Source organism: Methylomonas sp. MED-D (assembly GCF_050276835.1).
In the GTDB taxonomy this organism is placed as follows: Bacteria; Pseudomonadota; Gammaproteobacteria; order Methylococcales; family Methylomonadaceae; genus Methylomonas; species Methylomonas koyamae_A.
The window spans coordinates 2,364,623-2,382,513 of the sequence record NZ_CP189965.1; the positions used below are offsets into that span (position 1 = coordinate 2,364,623).

Genomic DNA, 17,891 nt, shown 5'->3' on the forward strand with positions numbered 1-17,891 from the left:
TAAAGTTGTTATGATTTAGAAGTAAATGATCCTAGAATTTAATAAATACTTATCAGCACGTAGGGGATGCCGGAGCGGCTGTCTTCGCCTTGCTCGGCGCCCATCGCCAATCCTTGTTCGGTGACCAGCCAGCCTTTCAGGCCTTTTTTGATCCAGCCCAATTCGGACAGGATGTAGTTTATTTTGTTGGCGGTAAGATCGAACTGTTGCCCCAGCACGGTGGCGGTCAACAGTTTCGGTGCGTCGGGTTTGGCTGGCGGCGCTTCGATGGCCAAATCTTCAGGCCAGGCGACGTATTGGCCGTACTTGCCGTTAAGATAGACGCCACCGGCGGCACTTCCGGCGTTGGTCAGTTGCCATTTGTCGTCTTTTTTTTCGATCAATCCCAAAGCCGTCAGTTGCCCAAATATCTGTTCCTGGGCGATGCCGCGCAATTTGGCGAGTTGGGTGGTGGAAAGCTGTTTTTCGTCGTTCATCGCGCAAGTCGTTTCGTTAGACCGGGCGAATTGTAGACCAAGGTCGGAGAAGTATGGCGGAGAACCTTAACGATGTGCAGTGCGGGGATGCTGTGTGTTCCAGGCAAGGCCATAAGCCGCAATAACTAACGGGCATTGCCCCGTATTGGGCCATGTTGTTTTGGTGATGTTCTTATTGGACTGACGAGTCGTATCTGCCCGGTTTATTGAAAGGGTATTGCCGTCGGACGTATGTCAGCGCTTCAAATCGGTAAAACCCGCACTTCCGGCGTGATATCGGCGTCGCGCGCGGACTTGCAAAAATCGCGGTCGAAGGTATGCATCACCGCTTTACCGCAAGCCGCCAGATGCAGGGCATCGGCAAAATCGGCGCCTTGTGCGTACCATTCCAGCGCATGACTGACGGCTTCGGCATCCTCGACCACCGTGTTGTCTACTTCCAGCAATGCCGAGAAAAATGCGCTGAGTTGGTCGCGGGTTTTCTTGTAGCGGGCGCGCAGCACCCATTCGGTTTCCAGCAGAACAGTGCGCGAGATAAAAATACTGTCGCTGGCAATCAGTTGCCGAACCACGGCGACCTGTTCCGGATGATCGTCCACCAGCGCCCGTACCAGCAGGTTGGTGTCAAAGGCGATCATGAGGCATCCGAACTGTCTTCTTCGTTGAGGTCTACCGGCTGGCATAAGGCTTCGGTAGATAGCGGCGGCCCGTCATGTTTGAGCATACCAATCAAGTCGGCCAAATTACGGCCGGTTTTCTTCGGCGCCGCTTTCAGCGTAACGCCGGACGCATTGGAAACCAGGGTTAGTTCCGTGCCGGCTTCCCAATGCAGTTCGTCGCGAATTTCCTTGGGGATGACAACCTGGCCCTTGCTGGATAGGGTAATCGTGGCGGTAGACACTGGCATACTCCTTCGAGTAAGACAAAAAGTAAGCCGGATTATCCGCTGGCGACGCCTTGGTGACAAGTTTGGGGTGGTGTCGTCACCTATGGCTGGATTTTGCGGCTCCATGTTGCTTGATGGAAACGGATTTCTACATCGACACCCCGATAATGATCTAGGGAAAACATCTCAATGAATAATCTGCACAATTTTTCAGATCCGTTCCAAGCCTTCCTGGCCGCAGTGTGTACTTGGCTAATTTTCCGTTTTCGTTGGATGGCGTTGGAAAATAAAAAACCCGCGAAGCCAGTAAACTTGCGGGTTTTTGGATTGGGTTACATCCGTTTGGACGCATAAATGGTGCTCAGACCGGACTAGAAATATAGCTAATCATATGAAATAAAACGTAAATTATTTGATAAAAATCGGAAGTACACGATCGAGTACACGATTTTAGGTTTTGCTCTTTGCCTCGGTTTTACCGTCTCCATCAAAGTAGTAAACTTTTTATCAACTTTCGAAAATGCTACGGGTTCAATTCTCAAATGACCAATCGAATTCGAATGCTTGTTGATCAGCTTGGGGCAGCCATTCGGTAGCCCATTGCCCGATATCCGCGTTGACGTTTGTCCCACATACGCAGTAGAGCCGGGTGGCCTGTGTCGACAAAATCGATAATCCGAACATCGGTTTTGGTGGCGTGTTCTCGGTGTAAGCGTCCGGCGTATTGTTGCAGAGTTCCTTTCCATGAGATCGGCATGGCCAGAACCAAGGTATCCAGTGGTGGGTGATCAAAACCTTCACCCACCAATTTACCCGTGGCTAATAAAACCCTCGGAGCATCCGGCGGCAGCCCTTCGAGCTCTGTTATCAAAATTGAGCGTTGCTTTTTCGACATTCGACCATGAAGAACAAAAGGTGGCGGTAAATTGTTGTCCAGCGCTGACAAAATAGCATCCAGATGTTCGGTGCGCTCAGTCAGGACCAGCACTTTTCGCCCATGATCAAAAGCCGCAATGACCTCGCGGGCAATCGCCGCCGTTCGGTCCACATCACTGGCAATGTGACGAAATACATCTTGAATAGCGGATTCCTGAGGCAGATCGATTGTCTTGTACATCATCTGTGGAATAACTTCCAGATCGCTTGGAGCGTTATCTGGCTTGGCGGCTGTGTACCGAATTGGTCCACACTGCATGAAAATTATCGGTTGTTGCCCATCTCGGCGCACTGGAGTGGCAGTCAACCCCAGCACATATTTGGCTTTAACCCGTTTCAATATGGCATCAAATGAAATGGCGCCGATGTGGTGACACTCGTCGACGATCACATGGCCATAATTTTCTACCAATGGATTCACTTCACCTTGACGTGACAAGGATTGCATCACCGCAATATCAATCTTGCCGGTGGGTTTGGCTTTACCGCCGCCAATGGTTCCAACCACACCTTTGCCTACGCCCAGGAAGGATTGCAATCTTTCCTGCCATTGTTTGAGCAGTTCGGTTCGATGGACCAGAATCAGGGTATTGATGCCTCGCCGAGCGATAATCGCGGCCGCAGTCACCGTCTTACCAAATGCGGTAGGCGCACAGAGCACACCCGCGTGGTGTTGCAACATTTCACTGACTGCCAGTTCTTGATCCGATCGCAGAGTACCGGCGAATGCAATGTCGATTGCTTGTCCATCAAAGCGTTCATCCTTTAAATCATAGCGAATACCATTTTCCTTCAATAAATTAAAGGCGCCATCCAGGCAGCCGCGCGGTAATGCAATATGGTTCGGATAGTTTTCGGCACACCCAATGACACGTGGCTTATCCCAAACCGGGAAGCGCATAGCCTGTGCTTTATAAAACTCAGGATTCTGAAAGGCCGCGAGACGTATCAGTCGATTTGCCAAAGGTTGTGGCAGCTCGGATTTCTCAAAATAGATCAGGTTAGCCAGAGTAATAGACAGTGAATCAGGCAACGGCCCGGCAAGTTTGGCATTTTTGCTATCAGACCGCTTCCAAGGTTCTTTGTGATCTTCCTCATCGATAAAAGTGACATCCAATGGATGTGCATTGCCCGTGGCCCGCAAAATAGTTGGCTCAATATCCACGGTAGCCATCGGCAGAATACTGGCTAAAAAGCCCCACTGGTCGGGATAGGGCTGTAAGTGCTTATCGACAAACACGCTAAACCCATTCTCCCGTGGTTTTTTCTGCAAGGGCAATGCGATCAAATTGCCAAAACCACCTTTGGGCATGGTGTCTTGATTAGGAAATAGGCGATCGTAGGAAGTCAGCTTCAGTTGCCGAGTCCGAGAGCAGGTATGGCTGATGATGGCAGTGCCAAGTCGTCTGGCATCACGCGCGGAAACCTTGCTCGCGAAGAAAATCCAAGCATGAGCACCATTGCCGGAACGCGATATTTCCAGTGCTGCCGGTACCCCTAGTTCAGAGCATGACTGGACAAATGCCCGTGCATCTTCCTTCCAATCGGCCTCGTCGAAATCGACTGCCAGAAAATAACAACTGTCGTCAGCCAGCAACGGATAAACACCAATGGTGTGCTCGCCGGAAAGATGGCTATAAATGACAGCATCGGACAAGGCACTCAGTTGCCGAACGCCACAATCTGAGCATTTGATACGAGGCTTGTGACAGACACCGGGCCGCCATTCATTCGCGCAAGCTGGCGAGTAGCCAGATTTGCCGGTGGATTTGCTTTCCCAGCGAACGGGATATACGTCGGACCTGCCGCGAAACAATCGACGAAATAACGCAACTTTTTCGATCGTTGAAAGAGCTGATAATTCCGGTTCAATTGAGACAGTATTGGGTGGAGGTTCTGGCGGTACCTCGCCACTCGATGTTATGCGCTTCGAGTAAAGCAATCAGCCGGGCATTTTCAGCTCGGAGCCATTCCGACGTAATTTGATCAGCCATCAATCCCATACTCGGATAACAAACTTTCCATGTAGTCGCCAACACCCCAGTTATGGCCTTGCTGCGCGACTCGCTCGAGTCGGTCGATTAACGGTGCGCGGTTGATTTCAGGTAGCGCCATGACGTACTTCAGTGCCTGCTCAAATAGTCGCACCAGAGCGTCGAAATACCCTTCATCGTCCATGCCGCAGTAACCCAAGAAAACAAATACTTCTTCGCAATAGAAAATTGACAGTTCGGCCAGTCCTTCAGGTTGACCGACTGCTTTTTTGTAATCAGTAATCGCTTTCTTCGCTTTGGCCACTGAAATAGGTTGATTACGCATGACATCCGGACAAATCCAGCGGGAAATCGTGTCCTTATAGGGTTTAAGAATATCCTCGCCCAACCCGAATCGGGCATGTAGAAACGTTTGATTATCTTTATTGGCTGCGTATAGATCTTGTATCAGACCGATCAGGCCAACACGATCGACGTCAGCCAATTTGGATTTAACGTCGCTCCAGGTTGCTTTGGATTTTTTCTGTTTGCTAGTCATTTGCTGTCGGTTGTTTTCACTTGGTTCGTTTTTGCAATTACCCTAAGTTATATCATCAGCATTCAGCGCTAACCATCAAAGTCAGATAGACTTGACACAGAAAGGGGCTATTTTTCCCGAACGGGAACTTCGATGCTTGTCTCTCGTAAATTCTAAATTAATTTTCCCGTACGGGAAATTAAACTTGAATATTAATTGTTTTCGCCTAATAATTTCCCGAACGGGAAGAACACTATGATCAACATCCAATCGACCCAACAACTTGGCCAAGCGCTACGCTCTGCCCGCAAACAGCTCGGATTAACGCAGTCCGAACTGGCATTGGCGGCAGGCGTTGGCGTTCGCTTTATCGTCGACCTTGAAGCCGGCAAGCCGACTGTACGTCTGGAAACGGTGATGCGAGTGATCGAGGCATTGGGTGGTCAGATCATGCTCGACGGACTGCCGGACATCACCGAAGCACCATGAGCCATTTGCTTGCCGTCTATTTATTCGAACGCCGGGTGGGGGATTTGGCGCTAGTTGAGGGTAGTCTGCAATTTAGCTATAGCGCCGACTGGTTGCAACAAGCCGATGCGATCCCGCTCTCCTGTTCGCTGCCGTTGCAAGTTGAGCCGTTCAACGACGAACAGACGCGACCTTTCTTTGCGGGATTGTTACCGGAAGGCAAATTACGCCAACTGATCGCACGCCAGTTTCAGGTCTCGAAGCAGAACGACTTTGCCTTGCTCGATCATATTGGCGGTGAATGCGCCGGCGCCGTTTCGCTTTTGCCGCCAGACCGATTACCCACTGTATCTGAACCAGCGAACGAGATAGACTGGTTATCCGACTCTGACGTAGTTACCTTGTTGGATGAATTGCCGCAGCGGCCGATGCTGGCTGGTCGCGATGGCTTGCGCCTGTCCTTGGCGGGCGCACAGGATAAGTTGCCGGTGGTGTTTGATGGTCAACGAATAGGCTTGCCCCGCAATGGCGCGCCCAGTACCCACATTCTCAAACCGACCATCGCTGCCGTGAAAGACAGTGTGATCAACGAAGCTTTTTGCATGACCTTGGCCAGAGCAATGCAACTTGATACCGCACAGTCGCAAATTGGCAGCATTGGCGAGCGCCAATTTCTGTTGGTTGAGCGTTACGACAGAACACTGGCTGCAAATGGCCGACGCGTGAGACTGCATCAGGAAGATTTCTGCCAGGCACTTGGCATAGTGCCCGAATTGAAATACCAGAACGAGGGTGGGCCGGGGTTGGATCAGTGCTTTGACTTAGTCCGCCGCGTGACCCGACCGAGTGCGCCGCAGGTGTTGCGTCTGCTGGATGCGGTCATTTTCAATGCTTTGATCGGCAACCACGACGCCCATGCCAAGAACTTTTCTATCTTGTATGCCGACAAGTGCGCCGTTCTGGCGCCGCTCTACGACGTATTGTCAACCGCCGTTTATCCCAGCCTGACGCCCAAGATGGCGATGCAGTTGGGTGGCAAATACAAATTCAGCGAAGTGCAAGCCCGACATTGGGATCGCTTTGCCCAAGCGGCGGGCTTATCGGTAGCGCAAACCCGAAAACGTATCCTCGGCTTGTGCCAACGGCTACCGCTTGTCGCGCGCACTTTGCAAGCATCGGCGGATCATGACTTTGTCGGAAATCCGGCGGTTGAACAAATCGTACAGCTGATAGAGCAACGCGCGGCGCTGACGGTCAGGCGGTTGAATGATAAGACCTAAAGCCAATCGGCTGGCGTTGATTTTGGCATCGCTTCTAAGTGTGTGCTGGACTCGTTTTCGTTGGATGGCGCCGGACAATAAAAAACCCGCTAAGCCAGTAAACTTGCGGGTTTTTGAATTGGGTTGCACCCTGTTGGATGCATAAATGGTGCCTCAGACCGGAATCGAACCGGTACGACCTTTCGGTCGCGAGATTTTAAGTCTCGTGCGTCTACCTATTTCGCCACCGAGGCCCGGTGCTGTCGCGGAGACAGTAGCCGGCGAATTCTAAAGCAAAGCGCCGAATTGTCAACGTAAAGTTGGCCGTCCGGCGCGGCGTGCTCAGACCGCTTGCTTGATGCGGGCCAAAGCGTTTTCCAGATTGGCCATGCTGGTGGCGATCGAGATGCGGATGTGGCCTGGGCAGCCGAAGGCCGAGCCGGGCACCAGCGCGACGCCGGCTTTTTCGATCAGGTATTCGGCGAATTCCAGGTCGTCGTTGATGCCGTCCAGGCGGGCGATCAGCTTGTCCACATTGGGGAAGACGTAAAAAGTACCGTCGGTCGCCAGGCATTCGATGCCGTCTATCGTGTTCAACTCGGCGACGACGAAGTCGTGGCGCTTCTTGAACTCGACCATCATCGCGTCGATGCAGCCTTGATCGCCGTTCAGCGCGGCTTCGGCGGCGACTTGCGAGATCGAGGTCGGGTTGGATGTGCTTTGAGATTGAATGATGCACATTGCATCGATCAAGTTGGCCGGGCCGGCGCAGTAGCCGATCCGCCAGCCGGTCATTGAATAGGCTTTGGAGACGCCGTTCAGCACGATGGTGCGGTCGTAGAAGCCGGGGTGGGCGTTCAGAATGTTGACGAATTCGCCCTTGTTCCACAGGATGTGTTCGTACATGTCGTCGGTGGCGATTAACACGTCCGGGAAATCGACTAACACGTCGCCCAGCGCTTTCAGTTCATCCAAGCTATAGGCGGCGCCGGTCGGGTTGGACGGGCTGTTGATCACCAGCAGACGGGTTTTGGCGGTGATCGCGGCGCGCAACTGGGCAGGCGTGATCTTGAAACCTTGCGATTGGCCGGCTTCGACGATGACCGGCACGCCGTCCGCCAACAGCACCATGTCCGGATAGGATACCCAGTAAGGCGCGGGGATGATGACTTCGTCGCCGGGGTTCAGCAACGCTTGAGCCAGATTGTAAAAACTTTGCTTGCCGCCGCAGGACACCAGGATTTGCTTGGGCTCGTAATCCAGACCGTTGTCGCGCTTGAATTTGGCGATGATGGCTTTCTTCAGGCCGGCGGTGCCGTCCACGGCGGTGTATTTGGTGAAGCCCGAGTTGATCGCATTGATGCCGGCGGTTTTAATGTGTTCCGGCGTGTCGAAGTCCGGTTCGCCGGCGCCCAGGCCGATGATGTCTTTACCGGCGGCGCGCATGGCGGCGGCTCTGGCGGTGATGGCCAGGGTAGGGGACGGTTTGACTGCTTTAACGCGGTCGGACAATGTGATGCTCATGCTTCCTCGGTCGAAATTTACTCAAATGGCCGGCATTATACGGTAATTTGCCGGTTACGCTTGGTTTGGCGCGCTAAAACCGATTATTTTTTAGGGTTTGCCAATTTTGCGGCCAGTTCGTCGGCATACGCCAGCAGTTGCGCCAGTATCGCCGGATCTTGCTTGTCGGTATCGGGCGACAGCGCGGCGATGCTGGCTTTAAAACTTTCCAGCGCGCTGGGCCGGTCGGGCGCCGGTTCCAGCAGGCGCCGCCGGCAATGCGCCGACCAAAGCCCGCGCTCTTCGGCGGTCAGGGTTTCCGGATAATTGCGAGCCCGGTAGCGAAACAGCATTTCCGGCAAGCGGGCATCGTCGAAGCCCGGATCGAAGTCGGCCAGTTCGGCCGGCGGCAATTGGCGGATTCGATTCATCGCGGCTTTGTCGCCGGCACTGAAGAAGCCGCCGCTGTAGATCATCAAGTCCGGATCGTCTGGAGCGTCGGCGTAGTCGCGGCGAAACACCGCGCCCAATTTGTCGGCCAACGGCGGCGCGGCTTGCAGTTGTTGCAGATGTATCTGGCAACGGCCCAAATCCAGTTGAAGTCGCTCGGCGTCGGCCGGCCGGATCACCGACAGCGGCGCCAGCACCGGCGCTTTGTTGACGTGCACGGTTTTCAACGGGATGCGGGTGACGCCCTCCGGTAAGTCGTCGTTGGCAACAAATAGGCGCTCGCGGATTTGTTCGGCCGAAAGATCGAGCAAGGGTCCGGGATCGGCGGACAGATCGTAAACGATGATTTCGTTGGCGTTGACCGGGTGCTGGGCCAGCGCGACGACCACCGCCAGACAGTGGTTGCGAGCCGGGTAGCGGGCGGAAATATGCACCAGCGGCGTGAAACTGCCGAGTTTCAACAAGCCGAGCGCTTGGCTTTTTAGGCGGTGCTCGAACAAGTAGTTGAAAAGCTTGGGTTGGTGTTGCTTAATCAGCTTGGCGACCGCGATCGTGGCGTGGACGTCGGCCAGCGCGTCGTGGGCGTCGGCGTGGCCGATGCCGTTGGCGCGGGTCAGTTCTTCCAAACGAAAGCTGGGAAGGCCGTCGGCGTTGTCGGGCCAGTGAATGCCGTCCGGGCGCAATGCGCGGGCGGCGCGGGCGATGTCGATCAAGTCCCAGCGCGAGTTGCCGTTTTGCCATTCGCGGGCGTAGGGGTCGTAAAAATTGCGGTACAGCAGATTGCGGGTGACTTCGTCGTCGAAACGCAAGGTGTTGTAACCCAGCGCGCAAGTGCCGGGTTGGGCGAGTTGGGCATGGATGCGCGCGGCGAACTCGGCTTCGCATACGCCGCGCTGGCGGGCCACTTGCGGGGTAATGCCGGTGATCAAGCAAGCTTCCGGGTGGGGCAGGTAGTCGTCCGGCGGTCGGCAATAGACCATCAGCGGTTCGCCGACGATATTAAAGTCGTAGTCGGTGCGCAGTCCGGCGAACTGGCACGGCCAGTCGCGGCGCGGATCGGCGCCGAAGGTTTCGTAATCGTGCCAGAAAAAGCTGGGTGCGGTCATGGTGGCTCGGGTGACGGGAAAAATTCCGCAAACTTGCGTTTGCGACGACTAGTCGGCGGATTTTATCTTATAATCGCCGCCTTATTTTTACGCGACCACCATAGGAAACCGTTTATGAAAAAAACCTCGCTACTCGTTTCAGCGGCTCTGATGTTGTTTACCGGCTTGGCCAACGCGCACGGCCCGGTCAGAGCTAAACTGACCGCGACCCTGACCATCGATGCGCCGGCCGCCAAGGTTTGGGACTTAATCAAGAATTACAACGACATGTCCTGGCATCCATCGATTAAGAGCGTCGAAGGCGGCGACAACACCAAAGGTTCGGTGCGTACCTTGCATCTGCAAAGCGGCGGTACCATTAAGGAAGAGTTGAAATCCTACGAAGACGCCAAAATGGCCTACAAATATAAAATCATCGACATGAGTTCGACCGGCACCATTAAACACGCCGGCCAAGACGAGCCGCTGCCGGTGCTGCCGGTCGGCAACTACGCCGCCGAATTGTCGGTGGCCGATAAAGGCGGCAAGGCCGAAATCGAGTGGGTGGCGACTTACTACCGCGCCTACGTCAACAACAATCCGCCGGCCGAGTTGAACGAAGAAGCGGCCGACAAAGCCGTTACCGAAGTATTGACCACCGGTCTGGAAAACGTTTCGCGCAAATTGACCGGCCACGCTGGCAAGGTCGAAATCGAGATGAAACGCTAAACCATGCTCTCAGGATAGAGACGCGCGCTAGCGTCTCTATCGCCTCGGCCGGGTTTCGCTCGGTCCACTTGTTGCTTTCTCGTCATCATGACTCATTTCCGCAAGCCCGTATTGATCGCGACGTTAATGCTGAGTGCCTGGAATGTCCGGGCCGCGCCGGCCGCGTTCATCACCAATCAACTCGACAATTCGGTGTCGGTGATCGATACCGACAAGCAGAGCGTCGTCGAAACCGTCAAGGTGGAAGGCAAGCCGGCCGGCGTCGCGGTGAATTCGGTATTGAAGCAGATTTACATCAGCACGCCGGAAGGCGGCGGTTTCGCGGTGTTGGATAGCGAGCGGCTCAAGGTGCTCAAAGTCGTCAAGGTCGGCGGCGCCTCGCTGGGCATCGCGGCCGACCGCAAGGGCGAGCTGGTGTTCGTGGCCGATTGGTACGAGAACTCGGTCGCGGTTTTCGACGCCAAGACCTTCGCGAAAATTAAGACTATCACGGTCGGCAAATCGCCGTCGGGCATGACGGTCAGTCCCGATAACCGTTGGCTGTACGTGGCCAATCGGATCGACGATTCGATTTCTCAAATCGATCTGGCCAAATTGACGATCCGCAATACCACCAAGGTTGGCGAGCATCCGTTCGGCATCGCGGTGGACGGCAAGGGCAAGCGCTTGTATTCGGCCAATGTCGAGAGCGACGACGTTAGCGTGTTGGACTCCCACAGTTTAAAACGCTTGGCGACGATCAAGGTTGGCTCCCGGCCTTACGCGGTGGCGCTGGCCTTGAACGATAGCCTGCTGTTCGTGACCAACCAGGACGACGGCACGGTCACCGCGATCGACACCGCGACCTTGAAGCCGGTCGCGGTGATCCCGGTCGGCGACAAGCCCGAGGGCATCTGCACCCATCCCAACGACAGTCAGGTCTACGTCGCCAATTGGTTCGATAACAACGTATCGGTCATCGACGCCAAGACGCTCAAAGTGGTCAATACCATTAGCACAGGCGAGGGTAGCCGGGCCTTCGGCGAGTTCTTCAGCCGCTAAGCGTCGTATTTCGCGGCCGCTGTGCTAGACTGCGCGCCGCTTACACCATTTTTGAGAAGGCTATGGCTGAAAACGTTGAAGATTTGACCATCCGTTACGAAGACGGCGGCGTCGAAACCGTGAAGGAACTGGATAAAAAAATATTGAGCAAAGGCGCTTGGGCGACGGTGCTCTACCGCTATCAGGATTGGGAGCCGGCCAAGAATCAATACAGCGCCGACCGCTTCAGCATCCGCCGCTATCAAAAGCGCAACGGCGAGTATCAGCAAAAATCCAAATTCAATATTTCCAGCGAAAAGCAGGCCTTGGAATTGATCGAAGCCTTGCAAGGCTGGCTGAAACCGTAAGCGGTTTTGCCGCCGGACTGAATCGGTTTGGCGGAAATGACGCCGGCGACTTCTCGCCGGCGGTGCTCCGTGTTTTTAACACGCCTCTTCGTCGCCCGGCGCCGCGCCGTCCGCCTTTCGGCAAAGGTTTAGTGAAAATCCCTCGATTTGGCCGCCAGTTCGCTGATCCAGTCGCTCCAATCTTCCAATTTGCCGGCGATCAAATGCAGCACACCGTCCTGTTGCTGGACGATGCCGGCTACGCCCAGCAAGCGCGCCTTTAATAAGGGTTTGCGCTGAGCCAGCGCGGTTTTCGGCCAGACGATCAAGTTGACTTGGCCGGTTTCGTCTTCCAGGGTTACGAAGGTCACGCCGGCGGCGGTCATCGGCCGCTGCCGGCAAATCACCAGACCGGCGACCTGGGCGATGCTGCCGTTGCGGCGCTGCCATAGGCTTTGCGCGGTGATGACCCCTTTCGCGCCTAGCTGTTGTCTCAGCAATGCCAGTGGATGCTCGCGCAAGGTCAGGCCGACGCTGGCGTAATCGGCAATCGTGTCCTGTACCGGCTGCGGGGTTTTTAGCAAGGGCGTGGCTTCGATGATGCGCGGCACGCCGAACACCGGCAAGGGCGCCTCGATGCCGCCGGCCGCCCAGAAGGCTTGATGACGATTGCCGGCCAGCGCTTTCAACGCGTCGGCGGCGGCCAGGGCTTCCAGGTCGCGTTTATCCAGCTTGGCGCGTTCGGCCAGATCGGCTACGTTGTCGAAAACGCGTTCCGCGCGGGCCGTGGCTATCCGCGTAGCGGCGGCGGCCGACAAGCCCTTGACTTGATTGAAGCCCAGTCTTAACGCCGGCGGATTTATTAGTCCGGCTTTATCGTTTATTGGTATGCCGTTCGAGATGCGCTCTTTGGTTGTGTTCATAACAGGCTTGTCGAAACCTGATGTGCTTCGTCCTTCGACAAGCTCAGGGCGAACGGTATTTAACGGCCGGCGGTCGTGTTCCAGTGCGCAATCCCAAGCGCTATGCCGCACATCGACAGCCCGCACCTCGACGCCGTGGCGGCGGGCGTCCTGTACCAGTTGCGCCGGCGCGTAAAAGCCCATCGGCTGGCTGTTCAGCAAGGCGCAGCAAAATGCCGCCGGATGATGGCACTTCAACCAGGCCGACACGTAGGCCAGCAACGCGAAGCTGGCCGAATGCGATTCCGGAAAGCCGTAATCGCCGAAGCCTTTGATTTGTTGAAAGATGCGCTGGGCGAAGTCGTCGCGGTAGCCGCGTTCGCGCATGCCGGCCAGCAATTTCTGCTCGAAAGGCTCCAGGCCGCCCTTGCGCTTCCAGGCTGCCATCGCTCGCCGCAATTCGTCGGCCTCGCCGGGGGTAAAGCCGGCGGCGACCATCGCGATTTGCATGACCTGTTCCTGAAAAATCGGGATGCCCAGCGTGCGCTCCAGCACTTGCTTGATTTCCGGGCTGGGATAGTCGATGGCTTCTTGGCCGTTGCGCCGCGCCAGATAGGGATGGACCATTTCGCCCTGGATCGGGCCGGGGCGGACGATGGCGATTTCGATGACCAAGTCATAGTAATTGGTGGGTTTCAGGCGCGGCAGCATGCTCATCTGCGCTCGCGATTCGACCTGGAACACGCCGATGCTGTCGGCGCGCTGCAGCATTGCGTACACCGCCGGGTCCTCGGCCGGAATGTCGGCCAGGGTCCAGGCGCGGTTTTCGGTTTCTTCCTTGAGGTGGCTAAATTCGATTGGCGAACGAGGATGCGGGTTTGGCGGCGGGCAATATTTCGCCAAATAATGCAAAGTCTTGCGGATCGCGCTGAGCATGCCCAAGGCCAGCACGTCCACTTTCAGCAAGCCCATCGCTTCCAGATCGTCTTTTTCCCACTGAATCACGGTCCGCTCGGCCATCGCCGCATTTTCGACCGGCACCAGCCGGGTCAGCTCGTCGCGGGCGATCACGAAGCCGCCGACATGCTGCGACAAATGCCTTGGAAAACCACGGATTTGCTCGACCAAGGCGCTCAACTGGAGGATCACCGGGCTGGCGGGATCGAAACCGCAATCGCGCAAGGCTTCCGGCATCAGCTTATAGCCGTCCCAGCGATCGACGTTGCCGGCCAGCCGGTCCAGTTGGCCGGCGTTCAAACCCAGCGCCTTGCCGACGTCGCGCACCGCGCTGCGGCTGCGATAGGTAATCACCGTCGCGGCCAGCGCGGCACGGTGGCGGCCGTATTTGCGGTAGATATATTGAATGACTTCCTCGCGGCGCTCGTGCTCGAAATCGACGTCGATGTCCGGCGGCTCGTTGCGTTCCCGCGATAGAAAACGTTCGAACAGCAGATTCATCCGGCCGGGATCGACTTCGGTAATCCCCAGGCAATAGCAAACTGCCGAATTCGCCGCCGAGCCGCGACCTTGGCAAAGAATGTTTTGGCTTTTGGCAAAGGCGACAATGTCGTGGACGGTCAAAAAGTAGGGCTCGTAGGTCAGATCGGCAATCAAGGCCAACTCGTGCTCGACTTGTTGCCTGACCTTGGCCGGCTCGCCGTGCGGCCAACGTTGTTGCAAGCCGGCTTCGGTCAAATGCCTGAGCCACGAGGCCGGCGTGTGGTCGTCCGGCACCAGTTCGCGCGGGTATTCGTAGCGCAGTTCGTCCAGCGAGAAGCGGCAGCGGGCGGCGAGTTTGACGGTTTCGTCCAGCCAGGCGTGCGGATAAATCTCGGCCAGCCGTTGCCAGGGCCTGAGATGGCGCTCGCCGTTAGCAAACAAGGCATAGCCCAGCTCGGTCAATGGCCGGCTAAGGCGGATCGCGGTCAAGGTATCCTGCAAGCGTTGCCGGGAACGGCGGTGCATGTGGACGTCGTTGCAGGCGACGATGGGAATATCCAAACCGCCGGCCAAATTTTCGGCGGCGGCGATCCATTCCCGGTCGCGACCGGACAAAAATAGCCCGGAGCCTAGCCATAGATCGGTGCCGAACAGACTTTGCAGCCAGCGGCCGTCGGCGGATTGCGGGTTTGCCAAGTCCGGCAGCCAGATCGCCAGACAGCGGGCCGGAAAGTGTTGCTGAAAATCGCTGCGGCTCAGCCGGTAGCTGCCTTTGTCGGCTTGACGGCGGGCGACGCTGATCAGATGCGACAAGTTGCCGTAAGCGATGCGGTCGGTTGCTAATAGCAGCAGTTTCAAGCCGTCGTCCAGCCGCAATTCGCTGCCGACGATCAAATCGATGCCGTGCTTTTTGGCCGCCAGATGCGCGCGGACGATGCCGGCCAGCGAACATTCGTCGGTCAAGGCCAGCGCCCGGTAACCCAGGCGGGCGGCTTCGGCGACCAATTCTTCCGGGTGCGAGGCGCCGCGCAAAAAACTGAAATTGGACAAACAATGCAGCTCGGCAAAGCCCGGTGCATCAGCCGAACAGGCCATGACAATACCAACCGCCGTTCGGCTTCAAGTCTTGAAACACCCATAATTTGCGGCCGGCGCGGTCGTGGGCGATGCGGTAATCGCGTTGCACTGGAGCGCCGTCCCACCAGCCCGATGCGAGGCGTTCGCGGTCCGGCGCGAAATGTAGCTCGGCCGGATTTAGCGGCTTGGGGCTGCTCAATAGCCACAGCGGGCGCGGCGGCAGTTCGGCTTGCTCGGCTGCCGGTTCTAGGCCAAGCAGGCCGGCGCGTTCCGGCCGATGTTCGGCGGCGGCTCGCGGATATTGCAAGGCTTGATGGCCGAGCCGGCTTTGCAATTGCTCCAGCGCGCTTTGCCAGTCCTGTTCGCGGATTTCGTCGTCGAACAAACTAAAGCAGCGCGGCTGGAACGGCACGACGGCTTCGCTGAACAATTTGACCGCCAATACCGGCGCCGGCAGCGGCGTGCGTTCCAGTTTTTCCCACAGCAAGCGGGCGCAATGCAGCGGGTCGCGGCTGGCGTGGCGCAAGCTTAATTCGACCGGCGTGGCCGGACGCCGGTAATGCTGCAAGCGCAGTTCGACGGCCTGGACGGCGGCGTCGCGCCGGCGCAGAAACTCGGCCAGTTGCTCGAGCAGTTGTTCGACCGCCGGGAAGAAGTGATCGAGTTTGTCCAGTTCGGTCGGCAGTTCGCGGCCGGCGGCAAAACGCGGCGGGCGGTGGAATTGCCGCAACACCCGCGAATCGCGGCCGGCCAGTGCGTCGAGTCGGCCGAGCAGTTCGGGGCCGTAACGCCGAGCCAAGCCATCGCGCGGCAAGCGCCAGACATCGGCCAGGGTTTGCACGCCGGTCCGCGCCAGACGTTGCAACAGTTTGTCATCGAATCCCGCCGCCGCCAGCGGCAACGGGCCGAGCAGGGAGCGCAGGCCGGCCGCTTGCGTCACCAGGCTTTCCAGTCCCAAACGCGCTAGCACTTCGGCGGCGGCCGGCGACGGCGCCAAGGCCAGTTGCGCGCGATGGCCGGTGCCGGCCAGGGTTTGGCGCAGTTGTTCGCTTAGTGATTCGGCGCCGCCGAACAAACGCAAACAGCTCGACACTTCCAGCAGCAAGGCTTGCGGCAGGTCGCGGCTGATCCACGGGCTAAAGTCCAACCCGGCGTCGGCCAGAAGGTCTAGCGCGATGTGCTCCAATTGCGGGTCGCGGTTTTGTATCTGCAAACCGGGGCAGAGCGCCAGCGCGGCGGCGGGCGTCATGCTGGGTTCGACGCCGGCTAGCCGGGCCGCTTGCGAAACCGCGTACAGCGAGGGCCGGCCCTTGACGGTTTCCTGCAGCGCGCAAGCTAGTCTTGAATCCAGACCGGCGGCAGTCAAGGCCAGATCGGGGAAATAGGCGCACACCCAGAGTTTGGGTCGATGGGCGGCGGGCGCGACTTCGCTGTGCCGGGGCGGTAAATATCTGGGCGCTAGGGCGCGGGCGGTGGCGGCCATCAGATTGCCAACAGCAAATCCAGTTGGCGCAGACTGCCGCGCGCCTTGGTTATCCGCAGTCGCAAGCCGCCGCTTTCGCGCCGCAAGGCCAGTTGCAATGCGGCGTGGCGGGCTTGCGCGGCGTGACCGACCGCGAACAGCACCGCCAGCGCGTTACCGGCCTCGGCGGCTAATTGTAAGCGGCGGGTTTGGTGCGCGGCCAGCGGCCGTTTGGGCCAGGCCAAGGCCATGCCGCAGCCGCCGCTACGGAGTAGGACTTCCAAGGCCCACGGCAGATCGGCGGCTTCGGGGCAGGTGACGACCAGCAATTGCCCGAGCTCGACGCCGGCCTGCTGCAAGCCCGGTGCGTAAGCTTGGTAGGGCGGCGCCAACCAGACGATACGCTGGCCTTGCCGGCTCAAGGCCGCCATCGCCGGCAGCAGCAACGGCAATTCGCCGACGCCGACCTGGGGTAGCTGCCAATGCATTAACGCGCCGCTCGGCCAGCCGCCGCCGGGCAGCAGCGCGTCCAATTCGGCAAAACCGGTGGCGATGCCGTTGGCCAAGTCGGTTTGCAGGCCGCGCCAGATTTGGTCTTGGCCGCGCAGTAGTTGTTCCAGTACCGGCTTCATGGCAAGTCGCGGCGGATCACGCCGACGACCACGCCTTCGATGCTCAGCGTGTCGCGTTCCAGATCGACGGTCAGTACCGCGAAGTCGGGGTTGGCCGGCTCCAAAAAGGCTTTATTGCCGTCCAGGCGCAGGCGTTTGACGGTGGCTTCGTCGCCGATGCGGGCGACGACGATTTGGCCGTTGTCGGCAGTCGGCGTCCGCCGCACCGCCAGCAGGTCGCCGTCGAGGATGCCGGCGTCGCGCATGCTCATGCCATGCACCCGCAACAGGTAGTCGGCGCGGTCGCGAAACAGCTCCGGGCCGAGCCGGCAATAGTCTTCGATATGCTCCTCGGCCAGTATCGGTTTACCGGCGGCGACTCTGCCCACCAGCGGCAGGCCGGCTTCGGCGGCAGGTTTTAACAAACGAATGCCGCGCGACGCCGACGGCACCAGTTCGATCGCGCCCTTGCGCGCCAGGGCCTGTAAGTGGCCGCGGATGCTATTGGTCGAGCGCACGCCGAACGCGGCGGCGATCTCGGCGATGGTCGGCGGAAAGCCGTCCTCGCCGAGGCGGCGCTCGATGAAGTCGAGGATGGTTTGCTGGCGGTCGGTTAATGGTTTCATGCTGTTTTTATATACACTGCTTTTATAAGCAGTATAGTGGTTTTTTATGAACGGATTCAAGTCGGCAAATCGGGTTAGGGGGCGATCGGGATTGGCCGGTATG

General features: G+C 57.6%; 17 protein-coding genes and 1 tRNA gene. 6 read left to right on the top strand and 12 right to left on the bottom strand.

All coding sequences use genetic code 11. The annotated features are described in order from the left end of the window. Positions 1-38: 38 nt before the first annotated feature. The 3 genes from ACQE3E_RS10475 to ACQE3E_RS10485 all read right to left on the bottom strand — a co-directional run bounded on the left by ACQE3E_RS10475 (position 39) and on the right by ACQE3E_RS10485 (position 1,377). Positions 39-476, bottom strand: a complete 438-nt coding sequence (locus ACQE3E_RS10475; RefSeq protein ID WP_427501608.1) for a hypothetical protein — start codon at positions 474-476, stop codon at positions 39-41. 242 nt (positions 477-718) lie between these two features. Further along, complete coding sequence (locus tag ACQE3E_RS10480; protein ID WP_427501609.1) at positions 719-1,114, bottom strand: type II toxin-antitoxin system VapC family toxin; 396 nt, start codon at positions 1,112-1,114, stop codon at positions 719-721. Then, the gene (locus ACQE3E_RS10485) at positions 1,111-1,377 is read right to left on the bottom strand and encodes an AbrB/MazE/SpoVT family DNA-binding domain-containing protein (RefSeq protein ID WP_197471828.1); all 267 of its coding nucleotides are present in this window, start codon (positions 1,375-1,377) and stop codon (positions 1,111-1,113) included. The genes ACQE3E_RS10480 and ACQE3E_RS10485 overlap by 4 nt, the downstream gene beginning before the upstream one ends. Before the next feature lie 174 nt (positions 1,378-1,551). Here ACQE3E_RS10485 and ACQE3E_RS10490 point away from each other — a divergent pair, with 174 nt between their 5' ends. Continuing rightward, the gene (locus ACQE3E_RS10490; protein WP_313728081.1) at positions 1,552-1,716 is read left to right on the top strand and encodes a hypothetical protein; all 165 of its coding nucleotides are present in this window, start codon (positions 1,552-1,554) and stop codon (positions 1,714-1,716) included. Between the two features lie 217 nt (positions 1,717-1,933). On the opposite strand, the gene ACQE3E_RS10495 is transcribed toward ACQE3E_RS10490, so the two are convergent. Both ACQE3E_RS10495 and ACQE3E_RS10500 read right to left on the bottom strand, forming a co-directional pair. Continuing rightward, positions 1,934-4,240: a TOTE conflict system archaeo-eukaryotic primase domain-containing protein gene (locus ACQE3E_RS10495; RefSeq protein WP_409521086.1), complete on the bottom strand. Its 2,307-nt coding sequence runs from the start codon at positions 4,238-4,240 to the stop codon at positions 1,934-1,936. Positions 4,241-4,284: 44 nt separating this feature from the next. Then, positions 4,285-4,830, bottom strand: a complete 546-nt coding sequence (locus tag ACQE3E_RS10500) for a hypothetical protein (RefSeq protein WP_313728079.1) — start codon at positions 4,828-4,830, stop codon at positions 4,285-4,287. A gap of 234 nt (positions 4,831-5,064) precedes the next feature. Here ACQE3E_RS10500 and ACQE3E_RS10505 point away from each other — a divergent pair, with 234 nt between their 5' ends. Both ACQE3E_RS10505 and ACQE3E_RS10510 read left to right on the top strand, forming a co-directional pair. Next, positions 5,065-5,298, top strand: coding sequence for a helix-turn-helix transcriptional regulator (locus tag ACQE3E_RS10505; protein WP_313728078.1), 234 nt, complete (start codon positions 5,065-5,067; stop codon positions 5,296-5,298). Continuing rightward, complete coding sequence (locus ACQE3E_RS10510) at positions 5,295-6,557, top strand: type II toxin-antitoxin system HipA family toxin (protein ID WP_313728077.1); 1,263 nt, start codon at positions 5,295-5,297, stop codon at positions 6,555-6,557. The genes ACQE3E_RS10505 and ACQE3E_RS10510 overlap by 4 nt, the downstream gene beginning before the upstream one ends. A 146-nt stretch (positions 6,558-6,703) precedes the next feature. Here the strand turns inward: ACQE3E_RS10510 and ACQE3E_RS10515 are convergent. From ACQE3E_RS10515 to sbcB, 3 genes are all read right to left on the bottom strand, one after another. Then, a tRNA-Leu gene (locus ACQE3E_RS10515) sits at positions 6,704-6,790 on the bottom strand. Between the two features lie 88 nt (positions 6,791-6,878). After that, entirely contained in the window at positions 6,879-8,060 is a 1,182-nt protein-coding gene (locus ACQE3E_RS10520) for a pyridoxal phosphate-dependent aminotransferase (protein ID WP_313728076.1), read from the bottom strand. Positions 8,061-8,143: 83 nt separating this feature from the next. Beyond that, complete coding sequence (gene sbcB, locus ACQE3E_RS10525) at positions 8,144-9,595, bottom strand: exodeoxyribonuclease I (protein ID WP_313728075.1); 1,452 nt, start codon at positions 9,593-9,595, stop codon at positions 8,144-8,146. A 114-nt stretch (positions 9,596-9,709) separates the two neighbouring features. On the opposite strand from sbcB, the gene ACQE3E_RS10530 reads away from it, so the two are divergent. The 3 genes from ACQE3E_RS10530 (at position 9,710) to ACQE3E_RS10540 (ending at position 11,691) form a co-directional block, all read left to right on the top strand. Next, positions 9,710-10,303, top strand: coding sequence for an SRPBCC family protein (locus ACQE3E_RS10530; RefSeq protein ID WP_281023122.1), 594 nt, complete (start codon positions 9,710-9,712; stop codon positions 10,301-10,303). An 87-nt stretch (positions 10,304-10,390) separates the two neighbouring features. Further along, positions 10,391-11,344, top strand: a complete 954-nt coding sequence (locus ACQE3E_RS10535) for a YncE family protein (RefSeq protein WP_313728074.1) — start codon at positions 10,391-10,393, stop codon at positions 11,342-11,344. A 62-nt stretch (positions 11,345-11,406) separates the two neighbouring features. After that, entirely contained in the window at positions 11,407-11,691 is a 285-nt protein-coding gene (locus ACQE3E_RS10540) for a hypothetical protein (protein ID WP_064029855.1), read from the top strand. Positions 11,692-11,819: 128 nt separating this feature from the next. Here ACQE3E_RS10540 and ACQE3E_RS10545 read toward each other — a convergent pair whose 3' ends face one another. From ACQE3E_RS10545 to lexA, 4 genes are read right to left on the bottom strand one after another with little or no spacing between them, the layout of a single operon-like run. Continuing rightward, the gene (locus ACQE3E_RS10545) at positions 11,820-15,107 is read right to left on the bottom strand and encodes an error-prone DNA polymerase (protein WP_313728073.1); all 3,288 of its coding nucleotides are present in this window, start codon (positions 15,105-15,107) and stop codon (positions 11,820-11,822) included. After that, positions 15,091-16,572, bottom strand: coding sequence for a Y-family DNA polymerase (locus ACQE3E_RS10550; RefSeq protein ID WP_313728072.1), 1,482 nt, complete (start codon positions 16,570-16,572; stop codon positions 15,091-15,093). Before ACQE3E_RS10550 ends, ACQE3E_RS10545 begins: the two co-directional genes overlap by 17 nt. Continuing rightward, positions 16,572-17,183 carry a translesion DNA synthesis-associated protein ImuA gene (imuA, locus tag ACQE3E_RS10555; protein WP_313728071.1) on the bottom strand — a complete coding sequence of 204 codons (612 nt, stop codon included), beginning with the start codon at positions 17,181-17,183 and terminating at the stop codon, positions 16,572-16,574. Before imuA ends, ACQE3E_RS10550 begins: the two co-directional genes overlap by 1 nt. Then, positions 17,180-17,788, bottom strand: a complete 609-nt coding sequence (lexA, locus tag ACQE3E_RS10560; RefSeq protein ID WP_064029881.1) for a transcriptional repressor LexA — start codon at positions 17,786-17,788, stop codon at positions 17,180-17,182. The genes imuA and lexA overlap by 4 nt, the downstream gene beginning before the upstream one ends. Positions 17,789-17,891: the final 103 nt, after the last annotated feature.

Coding starts and splice junctions, on each gene's coding strand:
- ACQE3E_RS10475 (WP_427501608.1), bottom strand. CDS start 476: ATGAACGACGAAAAACAGCTTTCCACCACCCAACTCGCCAAATTGCGC.
- ACQE3E_RS10480 (WP_427501609.1), bottom strand. CDS start 1,114: ATGATCGCCTTTGACACCAACCTGCTGGTACGGGCGCTGGTGGACGAT.
- ACQE3E_RS10490 (WP_313728081.1), top strand. CDS start 1,552: ATGAATAATCTGCACAATTTTTCAGATCCGTTCCAAGCCTTCCTGGCC.
- ACQE3E_RS10500 (WP_313728079.1), bottom strand. CDS start 4,830: ATGACTAGCAAACAGAAAAAATCCAAAGCAACCTGGAGCGACGTTAAA.
- ACQE3E_RS10505 (WP_313728078.1), top strand. CDS start 5,065: ATGATCAACATCCAATCGACCCAACAACTTGGCCAAGCGCTACGCTCT.
- ACQE3E_RS10510 (WP_313728077.1), top strand. CDS start 5,295: ATGAGCCATTTGCTTGCCGTCTATTTATTCGAACGCCGGGTGGGGGAT.
- ACQE3E_RS10520 (WP_313728076.1), bottom strand. CDS start 8,060: ATGAGCATCACATTGTCCGACCGCGTTAAAGCAGTCAAACCGTCCCCT.
- sbcB (WP_313728075.1), bottom strand. CDS start 9,595: ATGACCGCACCCAGCTTTTTCTGGCACGATTACGAAACCTTCGGCGCC.
- ACQE3E_RS10530 (WP_281023122.1), top strand. CDS start 9,710: ATGAAAAAAACCTCGCTACTCGTTTCAGCGGCTCTGATGTTGTTTACC.
- ACQE3E_RS10535 (WP_313728074.1), top strand. CDS start 10,391: ATGACTCATTTCCGCAAGCCCGTATTGATCGCGACGTTAATGCTGAGT.
- ACQE3E_RS10540 (WP_064029855.1), top strand. CDS start 11,407: ATGGCTGAAAACGTTGAAGATTTGACCATCCGTTACGAAGACGGCGGC.
- ACQE3E_RS10545 (WP_313728073.1), bottom strand. CDS start 15,107: ATGGCCTGTTCGGCTGATGCACCGGGCTTTGCCGAGCTGCATTGTTTG.
- ACQE3E_RS10550 (WP_313728072.1), bottom strand. CDS start 16,572: ATGGCCGCCACCGCCCGCGCCCTAGCGCCCAGATATTTACCGCCCCGG.
- imuA (WP_313728071.1), bottom strand. CDS start 17,183: ATGAAGCCGGTACTGGAACAACTACTGCGCGGCCAAGACCAAATCTGG.
- lexA (WP_064029881.1), bottom strand. CDS start 17,788: ATGAAACCATTAACCGACCGCCAGCAAACCATCCTCGACTTCATCGAG.